We start from the raw sequence: 15083 nt of genomic DNA, 5'->3' as shown, positions 1-15083 counted from the left end.
GTCGATTTTTGATAATCGATAGTCTCTTTGTTCAAAACTCTGTCAGAAGCACTGTGGTATTTATGGCCAGTGCAAGCCCAATCATGCTGATTATACGGCGGAACTCTTCAGAGCGATTATGCCAGCCTCATTAAACTCTTTCAGCTGCGTCCATCCAAACTCAAGGAGTTGTTCGCTGGCCATCCCCCACTCCGAAGCAAGACGGTTCAAAAGCGCAGCAACCGAACTATCAGCGCCGTCACGCACCTCTTGAATAAGACGCGCAGAGCCGGGGCTTAATTCCATAAACTGCACGCGATTCTCACGGTCGCGGTATACCAACAGAAAACTGGGATCGCCAGCCTCGTCGGGTTGATAGGAGCCACCAATGCGATGAACCGCAAAAACATAGCTCCCCAGCCTCGCGGTGGTTGAGAAGCCCGCCTCTATGGCTGTGAGCCCCACTTCTTCTTCGGGACGCCAAATACCTGGCACGTCGCCCTCTGCCACATCAACCGCGAGCTCCAACCATTCGTAGTGCGCAAGCTCTGCTTCAAAGGGACGTAGCTCAGTGTTTGGCAGGGTTTGCATGAACGCGAGGAACTCCTCGCTGATCTGCAAAAACAATGGGGTTTTACAGCGATGCGTTTGAATGAAGGCTCGCACCCGGCCCTCCCAGGCCTCATCGGTATACAAGCCTCGCAGGATCGGAAATGCCGAGCTGATAAAACCCTCGATATTGCGATAAACCAAATCGCGATAGATCCGCAGTCGCCGCTGCTCAATACCTGCTGGAGGAGAAAAACCGTCCGGATCCCGCAAGTAAGCTGCCATCTCACGCTGAGCCTGACTCAATGCCGTAGTCATGCCTTGAAGCTCTGCGCTGGCTGAAGGCAACGGTGCTGGGCATTGCGAATCTGTGTGATCTCACCCAAAAGAGTGTCGAATTCGGGAAAGTTAAAATCACGCTCCAACAGTGTGGGCAGCGCCCCGACCCGAGCATAGGCCTCATCCAAAATTTCCCATACGGGATCAATAACATCGGCACCGTGGGTGTCGACCTTCAGATCGTCCGCTTCGTCGTAATGGCCTGCGATGTGAATGTAACGCACCGCATCAAGAGGCAGCGCATCAATGAACGTCAATGGCTCGTAGCCATGATTCACGCTATTGACATAAACGTTGTTTACATCAAGAAGTAACTGGCAGCCACTTTCCTCAACAACCGCGTTGATGAACGCAGCCTCGTCCAGATCCTTATGGGCCTGAGCATAATAAGAAGCGTTTTCAAGCACTAAGGGCATATCCAGGTAATCTTGTACCACTCCGATACGTTCACTCACGTAATGAACGGCCTCATCAGTAAAGGGAATTGGCAACAGGTCATACAAATGGCCGTCCGCAGCGCAATAAGTTAGGTGCTCGCTGTAGATCGGCACGTCGAAGCGTTTTACGAGATTCGCCACCCCTTCGAGCAAGTTCATATCCAAAGGATCCGGCCCACCAATATCCAGTGACAAACCGTGCATAACAAAGGGAAAGCGCTCCCCGAGAGTGTCCAACCCGTCGGCATACCGACCACCAACGCCAATCCAGTTTTCCGGCGCTAGCTCCAGAAAATCGACCGTTTTCTCCTCCATAGACAACAACGGGCCCATGAGGGCCCGTCGCAGTCCAAGACCCGCACCTAGCGGGTCCTGATGAAGAACCTTAGGCATTACGCGCCGCCGCACTTACCTTCGCCACATTTGCCTTCGCCTTCGGCCTTGTCGCCACCGCAAGACCCTTCGCCTTCAGCTTTGTCGCCACCGCATGAGCCTTCACTTTCGGACTTCTCTCCGCCGCACTTACCCTCACCACACTTGCCTTCACCTTCAGACTTCTCGGCGCCACACTTACCTTCGCCACACTTGCCTTCTGGCTGTTGAGCAAAAGAAGCCAGGTCATAACCGCTGCTGAGCTGCTGAGCACCAAAGGGGTTCACATCAGCTGACGCCATAGGCGCAATTGCAGAAGCTAGAAAAGCGGCACCAAGAGCAGCAGCTAAAGGAGTTTTTGAATTTGCCATGTTGATAATCCTCAGTATTAAATCGTTTTCGTTTTAAAAACAGTTGTCAGGTTCACTTATGTGTTTGAGAGTCGTTCTTTTCATCACACTCGCATACTAAGACTGAGGCTTTAGGGGTTAGTTTCCTTTGCGGAGAATTATTAAATGGGAATATTTACTATTCTTCCGGCGAGCGGCAGGAGGTTCGTTTTTGCCAAGCGTCGACCAACGCCCACTGTGCATTCAAGCGTTTCACAGAGACCGGTCGAGATGTTCCCAGGTGTTGAGCAAACAACGACACCCGCAGCTCCTGCAACATCGTTTGAAACGTGTATAAAGAGGATGATAACTGAGCTGCTCCCGGAGTTTCCCTAAGCAGCTCGTGCATTGGAGCTTCTAATGCCGCAAGTGTAGCTTGATGCTCTTGATCCTTACGATAGTTTGCCGCGAGGCGTTCGGCTCTCACCACCATAGCCTTCGCGTAACGCGGATAATGCCGCAGCTCGTCGCTGGCCATAGCAAACAACCCGGCGCGACTCAGGAGATACTTTCGCTGCGCCGCAAGGTCCTGCTTCGCCTCGCTGTACTGACCTTGGTGACGCTGAAGAATCTGTAGCGCATCGACCATAGCGACCAGAGTGTTTTTGAGCTGAGCCTCTAGCTCATTGGCGACGGTGATGGCCGTGCGCGATAGCTGCTGAGCTGCAGCATCAAAACGCGATTTTTCGCGGCAGTCGTCATTCAGCAAACCAGACGCATTCAAGGCAAGCGTGGGCAGCAGATCGTCAAGGAGTTCGTCACGGGATACGTCGAGCGCTGCGAAAAGAAGCGCGGTAGCGTTGTCTTTGAGAAAACGTTTACGCAGATCCCGAAACAGAGGCTTTGCAGAGAGCATTAGCAGTCGAGCAAGACCCCGACGCTGAGCTAGCAACGCCTCTCCCGGATAGTCGAACAAAGCAATGCTGGCCGTATCTCCTCCATCGTCCAGAGCAGGGTAAGCCCGAATATCCACACCTGCCTGTCGGAACGCATATTCTCGCTCTAAGTCTTGGAAATCCCAGGAAGTAAGACCCACGCGTGCAGGGGAGTCTCCGCCCTGAGTGGTCAAGTGTTCGCGCGTCGCCTCCTGAAACTCGGCGATAAGTGCATCGACGTCCCTACCCTGGGCAAGGAGTTTGTTTTTCTCGTCTACCACGCGGAGGTTGATAAGGTAGTAGTCATCAATCTCAGCGGTCGCCCATTCGCTAGCGTCAATTCGGGGGCCGCCTGCAGCTCGTAACGCACTGGCCAAAGCCTCGTTTAACGGCTGATCACCGGGCTCCATATTCGCCAAAGCCCTGTCGACCCAATCGGGTACGGGAACCAATTGCTTCCGCAAAGATTTTGGTAGCGCTTTTACCAGCGCCAAACACTTTTCTCGCAGCACTCCGGGGACCAGCCACTGCAGGCGGAATCGGGGAAGCCTGTTCAGCAGGCCCAAGGGCACGGTGATCGAAACACCGTCGGCCTGCTTCCCAGGGGAAAACTGATAGCTCAGTTTATAGCTCTGCCCCTCCCACTCGAGACGATCGGGAAAGGCATCTGTTAAAGCGCCTGGATCACGGGTGAGTAACTGCTCCCGGCGAAGCTTCAGTAACTCCGTCCGCTTGTCATCCTCCTTAAGCCAGGCTGATAACGACGTAGTGTTTGTCGCATTAGCCGGCAAACGTTCATCGTAAAATTGAAACAGTGTTTCCTCGTCCACCAGCAGATCACGGCGGCGGACTCGGGATTCAAGGTCTTCCACCTCTCGTTGGAGACGCAGATTGTACTTTAGAAACGCGGGTGGCTTAGACCATCGTCCCGAAATGAGCGCTTCACGAATCAATAGCTCACGGCATAGAGCCGGATCAATCTTGGCGTATTGCACAGCAACACGATCGCTGACGGTAAGGCCAAAGAGGCTGGTTCTTCGCCACGCAACGACCCGGCCCTGTTCTCGCTGCCAACGCGGCTCATAGTACTGATGCTTCAACAGGGCAGGATTCACCTGCATCAACCACTGGGCTTCGATGGAAGCGGCGCTGCGCGCATAGACCCTCTGGGTCTCGACGATTTCGCCGGCGACCAGCCACTTTGGCGGTTTACGATAAACCGCCGAGCCAGGGAACAACTGCAAGCGCCGATTGCGGGCTGCCAGGTACTCCCGGCGCTCGTCCTGCTGGGCAATATTTCCTAGCAAGCCGGTAAGCAGAGAGCGATGTACACCTGCGTAGTCTGTCTCAGTCGCCACATCAAGCGACGGTTTAAGACCCTGACTACGACAGGCAATGCTAATCTGGCGGTGCACGTCTCGCCACTCGCGCATACGCAGCCAGGAGAGATACTCCCGTTTGCAGAGTTTACGCAGTTTGTTTTCACTCAGCTCTTGCCGCTGCTCTTCGTAGTAACGCCACAAATTCAGCAGGCTCATAAAATCCGAACGAGGATCCGCAAAGCGCGCATGGGATTGATCGGCCTGAGCCTGGCGATCTGTCGGCCGTTCTCGAGGGTCCTGAATGGAAAGAGCGCTGGCAATCACCAACATCTCAGGCAACACCGAGAATTCCTGAGCCGAAAGAACCATTCTGGAAAGTGCCGGATCAATGGGAAAAGCTGCCATCCGTCTACCCAGTCGGGTCAACTGTTCTCGCTGATTTACCGCGCCCAGCTCATCGAGAAGCCGGTAACCGTCACGAATCAATCGTGTATCCGGGGGCTCCAGAAATGGAAACTTTGAGATATCACCTAAGCCCAGTTGCAGCATCTGCAGCACTACCGCTGCAAGGTTACTGCGCTTGATCTCCGGATCCGTAAACTCGGGTCGACTGAGATAGTCTTCTTCGGTGTACAGCCTAAGACAAACACCGGGTCCGACGCGGCCACAACGGCCCCGACGTTGATCAGCACTTGCTCGGGATACAGGCTCAATAGGAAGACGCTGCACTCGTGTTCGGTAGGAGTAGCGACTAATGCGAGCCTCACCGGGGTCAATCACGAACCGAATGCCGGGCACGGTAACGGAGGTTTCGGCTACGTTCGTTGATAACACCACTCTCAAACCACGAGAACTGCTTCGCCCAAAGACTCTGGCTTGCTCCCCTTGGCTCAAGCGCGCATACAGCGGCAAGACGTCCAAACCTGCAGCACCTTTGAGTTGGCGCGCCACATCACGGATGTCCCGTTCACCGGACAAAAAGACCAACATGTCCCCAGGCTCCCCATGCACCCCCGCCTGCACTGCTTTGACCACCGAGGCGACTTGCCGCAGAAGGTCTTCAGAATCACTGCTGTCTCTGGAAAGGTAGTGCGTTGTTACCGGATAACTGCGTCCCGAAACTTCAATAACCGGCGCGTTGTCAAAATGCTCTGAAAAACGCTGTACGTCGATGGTCGCGCTCGTGACCAACACCTTTAGATCTGGGCGGCGCGGCAGGAGGCGTCTTAAATAGCCCAAGATAAAATCGATGTTAAGACTTCGCTCGTGCGCCTCGTCGATAATCAAGGTGTCGTATTGCCGTAAGTCTCGATCACGCTGCATTTCGCTAAGCAAAATACCGTCGGTCATGAGCTTTACTGCGGTACGTTCACCCAAGTGCTCCTGAAAGCGAACCTGATAGCCGATCAGGTCCCCGAGGGGTAAACCCACTTCTTCAGCGATGCGTTGTGCGACCGTTCGTGCGGCTAATCGGCGAGGCTGGGTATGCCCGATCCGCTGTATGCGACCTCGTCCCAGCTCCATGCAGATCTTCGGTAGCTGCGTGGTCTTACCTGAGCCCGTCTCCCCCGCTACGATGATCACTTGATGATCGCGCAGTGCGCCAGCAATCTCTTGGCGATGTTCTGCCACGGGCAGTTCAGGTGGATAGCTAAGGGCAGGAATGTCGCGAAGCACATGAGCCTTGCTGTCAGTACTCACAGGCAGGGCCCTCGCCATTGCTGCGCAGCAAGAGGTACTCTTATCGAGAGCGGCACGTTGACGCGCGCCGCCAGACCGATGGCGGCAGCCGAGAGTCCTATCACCCCATGCACCCCATAACGAAGCTGCAAAAGCGAGGCACACCATTGAACACTGATACCAGTTTTAGCTATGCGGAACTCACCGAGGGACAACAATGCGAAATAAAAAGGGAGTTGCTCGCGGAAGATATCGATGCGTTTGCAGAGGCTAGCGGGGATCACAACCCCCTGCATACTGACGCCGATTTTGCCCGCGCTGCCGGCTTTCAAGACCGCATCGCCCACGGCATGCTGCTTGCGAGTTGGATTTCCGCAAGCTTGGCGCATTCTTTGCCAGGAAAAGGAACAGTCTATCTTCGTCAAAGCCTTGAATTTAGGCAGCCTGCACTTCCCGGCGATAGGCTGACGATTCGACTCACGGTTAGTGAGAAGAAGCGTCGCGGCCGGGTAGTTATCGATTGTGTGATTTGCCATGAAGACGGTCGCGATGTGCTGCGCGGAAGCGCCGAGGTCATTGCACCGAGCTAAGTTACCGCGCCTACACCTCTTATCGGCTTCGCTCTAGCCGGCCGCTGAGTCCGACTCAACTTTTGCGGTCTGCTCGAACTGAGAAGGGTCGAGGTACATCAGCTGTAGCTCCACGTTGGGACCGCCGCGGCCGGAATCGGCACCCAGAACCATGACGCTTGGCTTCCCTTCTTCAGAAGTAAGGGCAGTGATGCCGAACATAACCGAGCCTTCTTTCGATTCGTTGGCAAAGGATCGCAGAGACGCTGGATCCTTGATGGCCTCTGCAATGCTCGAAAGAAGCATGGTCAGCCCCGTACGAAAACTGGTGAAATTGAGGCGGCCTTGATAGTGCTCATAATCTAGGCTCAGGTCGAATCGCACCATGCTGCCGTCTTCCATGCGCAGGTTTGTTAGGGCAACGACTTTCTTTTCTTCTAATTCCCGGTACAAACTCTTGGCCTCGGTGCGGCTGGGCTCGATGAGCGCCTTGTGAATCAAATTCACGGCGACCGTAAGGAACTTATCGGTAGGCAGGCTTTTACGTTGAGTGCTTTCTGGCATGGGTATTCCGAACATGTGGCTAACAGCCCGCGAAGTCTACCGATTGCCTTTGCTGCTTGCCAGCCACTCCAGGCCGAAATAGACAAAAGCAACGAAGAGCTCTGGAGCGCAGTTTGTTATGCTGTACTTTCACTTACGAGTTTTCTGGTGTCATGGTCGACCTAAGGTCAACAGCACCATTTATGACGCTAACAATGGCACAAGCAGCTAAACAGTCAATGAGACAGTCAGCAAAAACAGTGGTCGGTAGGCGGACGTACTCTTTCTTCGCAGGCGTCGCGCTGCGCAACGTATTGCTGCTAACCCTGAATATTGCTCTGCTCGGTGCTTCATGGAGTTACTCGCAGGAAGCTGAGAATGCCGTTGACCCTGAGACCGATGTCGACCGGCTCCGCGGCCTGCTAATGCGTCATCAGGGCGCAGACAGCGACCCAATCGAGGAACCCACAGTACTCACAGAAACTATTGAGCTTGATCGCACCGCCAGCGAATCTCAGATGGCGGCAGCCCTTGCCGCCCCCTACTCGGCCGACAAACTGTTATTGAGAATCGACGAGTGGCCTCAGCTACTGGCTGAGATCGAGCGCCGCAGCAACGACGCAACAATTGGCGAGCGTCGCAGTAACAGTCCTTTGATAGGGACGATACAGACCCGCCAGCGAGGGACTCTCGTTGGCAGTAGCACCTACAGTTTAAAGCACATAGGCAAACATCAATTTGTGGGGCAGACTGATCTGGGTCAGGGACGCAACATCGTGAGCGTGTCGGATTTTCAGTGGGAGATCGAACTCCCGGCGATGGATAAAAAAACCCGTTATCTTTTAGTCCTCGTTGCCCCCCCGAGGCAAGATTGGATTCTCCATGCTATACCAGCGAGCGTGATCGGATCCCTTGGCGCTGACACCCCCTCTTGGCTCAAGGAGCCGTCTACAGAAGCCAGACCAGCGTCGTGATCCGCGCTAAAGGTCCTTTCCGTGCGATGGAGACCGCCCATCTGCAATGGACTGAAGACGGCGAACCTCGCTCTCTCCTCTACGATGATTGTTACTTCAGTCCAGACAACGGGCTCGCGGAGTCGCAATACGTGTTTATTGAAGGCAGTGATCTGGAATCGCGTCTTAGCCGCCAGAACACGCATTTGTTCACGATTGCTGAGCTTGGTTTCGGCACGGGCCTGAATTTCCTCCAAAGTTGGCAATGTTTCGAGCGCTTTGCAGGACATGACTCTAGACTGCATTTTTGGAGTGTGGATCGTCACCCGCTCAGTCGGGACGATTTTGAGCAAGGTCTGGGGCGATGGCCCCAGCTTTCTGAATTCGCATCACAATTGATAGCTGCCTACCCCCCTCCACTACCCGGGGTGCATCGCCGCGTGTTCGCCGGTGGGCGCGTTACTCTCGATTTGGTTTGGGCAGACGTTCAAGACGCACTACCAGAGCTCTCCAGCCTACAACGACCCCTCGTTGATGCCTGGTATTTAGACGGCTTTGCTCCCCGACAAAACGAAGCCATGTGGATGCCCGAGCTATTTGGCCACATGATCGACGCCAGTAAGCCGTCGGCGACTATCGCCACCTTCAGTGCCTCCGGTGCCGTACGCAGAGACCTTGAGACGGCCGGCTTTCGCATGTCCAAACGCCCCGGTTTTGGGCGCAAACGCGAATGCTTACAGGGCGTCGTCGTAGAAGATGCCTGCACTGGACAAGCGCCGCCGGCAATGACTCCATGGGATCTTAATACCAGCACCGCATTTACCTGCCACCCATCCGCTTTGGTTATCGGGGCCGGACTCGCCGGGGCTCACGCCGCGGCCGCTCTTGCGCGGCGGGGAATAGCAGTCACAGTGCTGGATGAGAGCACAGCGGCTGGGGGCGGTTCCGGTAATGCGCAAGGTGTCCTGTTTACCCGGCTGTCGTACGAGCGCTCAATACTCGGAGAATTTTCGCTAGCCGCTTTTCTTTTCGCCCGAGAGCTCTACCAGAGGATGTTCGAAGACGGCTCTCTCGCTGCAGGCGTTGATGGCGCGCTCAGTGGCTGCGTGCAAACAGATACACCCCGAGGCGATGGATCAACATTAGCTTCCGCACTAGTGGGCCTCGAAGCCGTCGCGCAAAGCAGCAGCGCGGAGCAAGTAGAAACCTTACTCGGCATTGCCGGCGCAGCGCCCGGGCTTTGGCAACCAGGTTCTGGCTGGCTATCCCCCCCCGCGGTATGTCGGGCACTTCTTGGTCAAGATGGCATTACCTTGCGGGAGCAGTGCGGCGAACTTAATTTCACTCAGACCAAAGATGGTCTTTGGGAAGTACGAGACACGAAGGGAGAACTTCACGGAACTGCGCCGGTCCTGGTACTCGCCACCGGCCCAGGGGGGCGGTCGATTGAACAAACAAAGAACTTACCCCTTCGCGTTGTGCGCGGCCAAACCACTCAAATACCTGCACCAAAGGATAAGCCCCTTCTGACGAGCTTTTGCCATCGCGGTTACATCACACCCGCGTTGAACGGCGAACACTGCATTGGCGCCACTTTCAAACCCGGAGACGCTAGCAAAGAAATGCGCGTCGAAGAGAACCGAGATAATCTTGAAGCACTCGGGCGTGCCCTACCCGCTTGGAAAGAACACCTAGGCGCTCTTGATCCTGCCAAACTTCGGGGCCGCGCAGAACTTCGCTGTGTATCACCGGACTACCTCCCCGTCGCAGGGCCTGTTCCAGACGAATCAGTCTTCACAGAACGATTTAGCGCGCTGCAGTGGGATGCCAGCCAGATCATCCCGGAGCATGGCGCCTACCTGTCCGGACTTTTTGTCAGTACCGCCCACGGGTCCAGGGGTTTAAGCTACGCGGCTATGAGTGCAGAACTAATCGCCACGCAAGTACTGGGAGAGCCAATTCCTGTAAGCCGGGAGCTACAGCGGGCACTGTGCCCCGCGCGATTCCTCATCCGAGGACTGGTGCGCGGAAAACCAAGATCTAAGGCCCGTACAGCATGAATGGAGTAAGCATGGCTGCACGTGCGTCGCTACTACTGGCGATGTATCTTCTGCCTTTAAGCTTCACAGCGGTTGTCGCGGCAGATCTGCAACGCTTCGGTTACGAAGTGTTGGAGCGCATAGCACAGCCGCGGGAGAACTTTGTTCAAGGCCTGCAAATTGTCGATAACACCTTGTACGTCGGCACAGGACTTTACACTGAGTCGCGCCTACTGGCCTATGACTTCCCCTCGATGAATCTCACCCAGGAGCTAGCGCTTCCCGATGAGCTGTTTGGTGAGGGTATTACCGTTTTGAACAACCGTATCTATCAACTGACCTGGCGCTCTGGCCTGCTTCTGGAATACGACGCCGAGTCCTTTGAACAAATCGACACTCACCGAATTAGCACGCAAGGCTGGGGTATCACCCATAACGGTTCAGAGCTCATCTACAGCGACGGCAGCCATCAGCTGTATTTTCTTGACCCCATGGACATGTCATTACAGCGTACCTTAGCGGTCTCTTTGGGATCGAGACCGCTGCCGCGTCTCAACGAGTTGGAATGGATCAACGGCGAGGTTTGGGCCAATGTATGGCAGTCGAATCAGCTCGTGCGCATTGATCCAGCAAACGGTCATGTTTTGGGTATTGTTGACCTTCGAGGGCTGTTAGACCCAGCGGAGCGACTGCCAGATACCGATGTCCTCAACGGCATAGCCTGGGATGCCAACAACAATGCGCTGTGGGTGACGGGTAAACGCTGGCCCTGGCTGTATAAGCTAAGACTTCGCGCCCTGCCTGCGCCCAGAGCCCTCCAGTAAGTCCCTCTGAACAAACGTTTCTAGCCAAGACCAGCTATATGCGTCTCTCCAGACGCTCCGCACTCTTCACGACTTGCTGCGCTAAAGAAAACAAGCAATTTGCGTTAGAATAGGCGTTTTTAAGAATCTGGTAATTTGATGAACAGTCCGTCCAAGCTCCCTATATCCCACGACAGCTTTATCCCGCTGCGCTCCGAACGCATCGAAGCTTTGAATATCCGTGTTGAGCACTTCGAACATCGCGACACCGGGGCCATCCACTACCACTTTGCGACGGATAATCCCGAGAACGTGTTCCTGGTAGCCCTGCGAACAGTCCCTGAAGACAGCCGCGGTGTAGCGCACATTCTGGAACACACAGCACTCTGCGGCAGCGAACGCTACCCGGTACGAGACCCCTTCTTCATGATGCTTCGCCGGTCTCTGAATACCTTTATGAATGCGTTCACCAGTTCTGACTGGACCGCCTATCCTTTTGCCAGCCAAAACCGCAAAGACTTTCGCAATCTGCTCGATGTGTATTTGGACGCGGTCTTTTTCTCGAAGCTCGATCCTCTCGACTTTGCACAGGAAGGTCACCGCGTGGAGTTCGCTGAACCGAACGACACGGATAGCGACCTCGTCTACAAGGGTGTGGTGTATAACGAGATGAAGGGCGCCATGAGCTCGGTTCCTTCACGCCTTTGGCAGACGCTTTGCCATCACCTGTTCCCGACCAGTACCTATCACTACAACTCTGGCGGCGAGCCCGAGAACATTCCCGAACTCAGCTATGAGCAACTTCAAGAGTTTTATCAAAGTCACTACCACCCCAGTAATGCCACTTTTATGACCTTTGGGGATATTCCGGCCGCCGAACACCAAGCCGTTTTTCACGATCAAGCTTTACGGCAGTTCCCCCGCCTTGAGAAGCGTATCGTGGTGAATCCCGAGAAGCGCTACTCAGAACCCAAACGCGTCGTCGAAGAATATGCCTTCGATGAGGAAGGGAGTAGTGAGGGACATACACACATCGTCGTAGGCTGGTTACTAGGCGAGAGCGCAGAGCTCAAAGATCTACTGGAGGCTCAGCTGCTGTCCAGCGTACTCATGGAAAACAGTGCCTCACCACTGCAACAGGTCCTGGAAACCACTGAACTTGGTACCGCCCCCTCTCCACTTTGCGGCCTGGAGGACTCTCTTCGGGAACTGGTGTTCTGTTGTGGCATCGAGGGTAGTAACCCAGAGCACGAGGAAGAACTTGAAACGCTAGTCCTCGGTGTTATCGGAGACATTGCCAAGAACGGGATACCGCGTGAGCAGCTAGAGGCTGTACTTCACCAGTTGGAACTCCACCAACGGGAGATTAGCGGCGACGGCATGCCTTTTGGACTGAATCTCATTCTTCAGGCATTAGGACCTGCGGCTCACTACGCCGACCCCATACCCTCTATGGATCTTGAGCCGGTTATTGCGCAGCTGCGAGAGCAGATTCAAGACCCAGAGTACATTCGAGGGCTCGCTCAAAAGTTGCTGCTCGATAATCCTCATCGGCTCACTTTGGTCATGACTCCAAACGGCACACTCTCGCAGAAAAAACGCGACGAAGAGCAACAGCGACTAGCGGACATGAAAGCAGGTCTTGATGAGTCAGAGAAAGCCGCCATCGTCGATCAGGCGAAGGCACTTTTAAAGCGCCAGGCGCAGGAAGACGACCCTGAGATACTGCCAAAAGTCACTCTGCAGGATGTACCTGGCACCCTGCCAAAGTTATCTTATGACGAAGTAACACTGGGAAACCTGCCCTTCACTCTTTACGAACAAGGTACTAATGGCTTGGTGTACCAGCAGCTAAGCTGTGCGATCCCGGACCTGAGCTCCGACGAACTGTCCTTGCTGCCCCACCTTACGGGCATGACAGCTGAGCTGGGATTAGGAGCAGCCGACTACCTGGAGACGCAACACCGCCAGTCATCGTCGGTTGGATCCATTAGCCTCTTCACTTCCATGCGCGGCAGCATAGAAGACGAGCAGGTCGCCCAAGCAAGCCTCGTGTTGTCTTCAAAAGCGCTGGCACGAAAAAGCCACGATCAAGCAGCGTTGATGCGTGACACCTTGCTTGAGGTACGTTTTGACGAGTTACCCCGCATAAGGGAACTGGTTGCACAGCAACGCGCTCGGCGGGAGCAGTCCATCACGGGGCAAGGCCATAGCTTGGCAATGCTTGCAGCCTGCGCAGGGATGAGCCCGTTAGCGATGCTTCACCATGAGCTCTCGGGTATGCAAGGCATCGCGACACTGCGGCAGTTGGACGATTCTCTCGCGGACCCGAATAAGCTAGAGGCCTTTGCTAACCAGCTAAAGCAACTCAATGAAAAGCTTCGAGACGCTTCATGGGAAGCACTTATCGTGGCAGAGCCTGGCCGGACCGCCAGCCTAGCGCAGGAGGCTGCCAAAGTTTGGGAGACACTGCCAACGCATAGCGGCGCACCCTTACGTCTGCCGATGCTCAGAGAGTCCCGCAGAGAGTGCTGGGTTGCCAACTCACAGGTAAGCTTCTGCGCAAAGGCCTATGCGACAGTACCCAGCGGACACGCTGACGCGGCCGCACTAACGGTGCTGTCCGGCTACCTACGCAACGGCTTTCTGCACCGTGCGATTCGTGAACAAGGCGGTGCCTATGGTGGTGGCGCCAGTCATGATGCGAGCATTGCCGCATTCCGTTTCTACTCCTATCGAGACCCACGCATTGAGGGCACGCTAAGCGACTTTGATGACAGCATCGAGTGGATGGCGTCCGGTGACCACAACGGCTCAGGACTGGAAGAGGCCATTCTTGGCGTAATCAGCACGATCGATAAACCGGGCTCACCAGCCGGCGAGGCTAAGCAAGACTTCCACAATCGACGCTTTGGCCGAAATCATGATCAGCGCATGGTATTCAGACAACGCATTCTTGAAGTCACGCTAGAGGATCTGAAACGAGTGGCGGCTGAGTATCTGGTTCCCGAGAACGCATCGATAGCCGTTGTAACGGGCAGCGCCAACCGCGACGAAAGCGCAAGCTACCTTGAGTCTTTAAGTATGAGCTTCAAAGAGCTTTAAGCGTTAGGTTCTAAGCGCCCAGCGACCTAGGAACAGCCGGTATCGATGAGTGAACAGCTTGTCATTCGGTCGGTGATATCAATACTCGCCGTGGGGGACGATGGAGAAAACTGTCGTCCCCTAGCCTATCGCCACGCGCACCCACAATCAGGATTCGACCGCTTGCCTCGTCGTCGCTTCGCAGAAAGCTCCGGAGAAACTCCTCTCGACCTAGTTGCCGATTACCCCAACTGGGATCTGCGAGAAACGCTCGACCAAACTCATCTACGCGGCGCAGGACACTGAAGTGTCCACGACCATTAACTGTCAGTGCGACAATCACTGGCAGCCTGAGATTTTTTAGGTCTTCGTAGGTCACCGCAAAGCCCATTGCCGGGTAATGGCGGGTGTGAGCCAACATCTTCATATCGGAAAATGACAAGCCTAAGGAGCGCTTAGCTGGTTGTTTGTTGTCGCTGTGATGGTCGCTGTGATGGCCGCTGCCATGGTCGTTGTGCTGGTCGTTGTGATGGTCGTTGTAATGGTCGTTACGCCCATTGATAAGTTGCACCAGCAGCTCTCGTTCACTAACCGGGTCCCGATAGAAATACGTCAGTAGCGTGGCTAGGGCTGCTGCTCCACAGCTGAAATCCCTTTGCTGTTTCACGATACCCGCGTCACGCAGAGACACCCAGTTATCAAAGGCATAGCTTGTATCAATGGAGATTACTGCAATGGTGGCTGCAATGGCTCCAAGGATCGTAAACTTGCCTACGCGCCTTACTGTGGCCATCAAAAAGCCGGTGGCCGGTAATCGCTCGTGAGGACCCCCTCCTTCTGTAGGCTGATCAGTATCGCCCTACGCCAGAGAAGACGGAGCCCGAGCAAACTAAGGGCATAAGCGAGACCGCTTAGATACACGGCTGTCCAAACCAAGGCTTGGCACTTGAGCAATGTCACAGCGACAAACACAAAAAGCGGCAACAGGCCCGTGGCATGCGCAAAAAACAGTTGGTTGTAGCGGCGAATGAACTCTGCATCGAGAGACTTTTTGATTAAGGCTGCGTTAGTCATAACCAACTTTTCCCCGTTCGAAACTTTTGATCAACTTCCTTGATCAACTATGGTGAGTGGGCGGCAGGGCTTCATC

At 54.9% G+C, this 15083-nt stretch carries 12 protein-coding genes; 5 read left to right on the top strand and 7 right to left on the bottom strand.

Features of this window, described 5'->3' with window-relative positions:
* Positions 1 to 90: 90 nt before the first annotated feature.
* The 4 genes from R0137_RS09645 to hrpA form a co-directional block, all read right to left on the bottom strand.
* Positions 91 to 846 carry a DUF2063 domain-containing protein gene (locus R0137_RS09645; RefSeq protein ID WP_407326210.1) on the bottom strand — a complete coding sequence of 252 codons (756 nt, stop codon included), beginning with the start codon at positions 844 to 846 and terminating at the stop codon, positions 91 to 93.
* Entirely contained in the window at positions 843 to 1697 is an 855-nt protein-coding gene (locus tag R0137_RS09640; RefSeq protein ID WP_407326209.1) for a DUF692 domain-containing protein, read from the bottom strand. Before R0137_RS09640 ends, R0137_RS09645 begins: the two co-directional genes overlap by 4 nt.
* Positions 1697 to 2047: a hypothetical protein gene (locus R0137_RS09635; protein WP_407326208.1), complete on the bottom strand. Its 351-nt coding sequence runs from the start codon at positions 2045 to 2047 to the stop codon at positions 1697 to 1699. The genes R0137_RS09640 and R0137_RS09635 overlap by 1 nt, the downstream gene beginning before the upstream one ends.
* 157 nt (positions 2048 to 2204) lie before the next feature.
* Positions 2205 to 6110 carry an ATP-dependent RNA helicase HrpA gene (hrpA, locus tag R0137_RS09630; RefSeq protein ID WP_407326207.1) on the bottom strand — a complete coding sequence of 1302 codons (3906 nt, stop codon included), beginning with the start codon at positions 6108 to 6110 and terminating at the stop codon, positions 2205 to 2207.
* On the opposite strand from hrpA, the gene R0137_RS09625 reads away from it, so the two are divergent.
* A complete protein-coding gene (locus tag R0137_RS09625) occupies positions 6071 to 6532 on the top strand; it encodes a MaoC family dehydratase (protein WP_407326206.1) in 462 nt (153 codons plus the stop codon). The two genes, hrpA and R0137_RS09625, sit on opposite strands and share 40 nt — an antisense overlap.
* 33 nt (positions 6533 to 6565) lie before the next feature.
* Here the strand turns inward: R0137_RS09625 and R0137_RS09620 are convergent, their stop codons facing one another.
* On the bottom strand, positions 6566 to 7075 hold the full coding sequence (locus R0137_RS09620; protein ID WP_407326205.1) for a hypothetical protein: 510 nt from the start codon (positions 7073 to 7075) through the stop codon (positions 6566 to 6568).
* Between the two features lie 218 nt (positions 7076 to 7293).
* Here R0137_RS09620 and R0137_RS09615 point away from each other — a divergent pair, with 218 nt between their 5' ends.
* The 4 genes from R0137_RS09615 (at position 7294) to R0137_RS09600 (ending at position 13954) form a co-directional block, all read left to right on the top strand.
* Positions 7294 to 8028: a hypothetical protein gene (locus R0137_RS09615; protein WP_407326204.1), complete on the top strand. Its 735-nt coding sequence runs from the start codon at positions 7294 to 7296 to the stop codon at positions 8026 to 8028.
* On the top strand, positions 8025 to 10067 hold the full coding sequence (gene mnmC, locus R0137_RS09610; RefSeq protein ID WP_407326203.1) for a bifunctional tRNA (5-methylaminomethyl-2-thiouridine)(34)-methyltransferase MnmD/FAD-dependent 5-carboxymethylaminomethyl-2-thiouridine(34) oxidoreductase MnmC: 2043 nt from the start codon (positions 8025 to 8027) through the stop codon (positions 10065 to 10067). The genes R0137_RS09615 and mnmC overlap by 4 nt, the downstream gene beginning before the upstream one ends.
* Before the next feature lie 11 nt (positions 10068 to 10078).
* Positions 10079 to 10870 carry a glutaminyl-peptide cyclotransferase gene (locus tag R0137_RS09605; RefSeq protein ID WP_407326202.1) on the top strand — a complete coding sequence of 264 codons (792 nt, stop codon included), beginning with the start codon at positions 10079 to 10081 and terminating at the stop codon, positions 10868 to 10870.
* Positions 10871 to 11008: 138 nt separating this feature from the next.
* The gene (locus R0137_RS09600; RefSeq protein WP_407326201.1) at positions 11009 to 13954 is read left to right on the top strand and encodes an insulinase family protein; all 2946 of its coding nucleotides are present in this window, start codon (positions 11009 to 11011) and stop codon (positions 13952 to 13954) included.
* A 61-nt stretch (positions 13955 to 14015) separates the two neighbouring features.
* Here the strand turns inward: R0137_RS09600 and R0137_RS09595 are convergent, their stop codons facing one another.
* The gene (locus R0137_RS09595; protein ID WP_407326200.1) at positions 14016 to 14726 is read right to left on the bottom strand and encodes a C39 family peptidase; all 711 of its coding nucleotides are present in this window, start codon (positions 14724 to 14726) and stop codon (positions 14016 to 14018) included.
* Positions 14726 to 15007, bottom strand: a complete 282-nt coding sequence (locus tag R0137_RS09590) for a hypothetical protein (RefSeq protein ID WP_407326199.1) — start codon at positions 15005 to 15007, stop codon at positions 14726 to 14728. The genes R0137_RS09595 and R0137_RS09590 overlap by 1 nt, the downstream gene beginning before the upstream one ends.
* Between the last annotated feature and the right edge of the window lie 76 nt (positions 15008 to 15083).

The organism is Congregibacter brevis, assembly GCF_045689245.1.
In the GTDB taxonomy this organism is placed as follows: Bacteria; Pseudomonadota; Gammaproteobacteria; order Pseudomonadales; family Halieaceae; genus Congregibacter; species Congregibacter brevis.
Note: the sequence above shows the minus strand (reverse complement) of the source record. Positions and strands in the feature narration are given on the sequence as shown.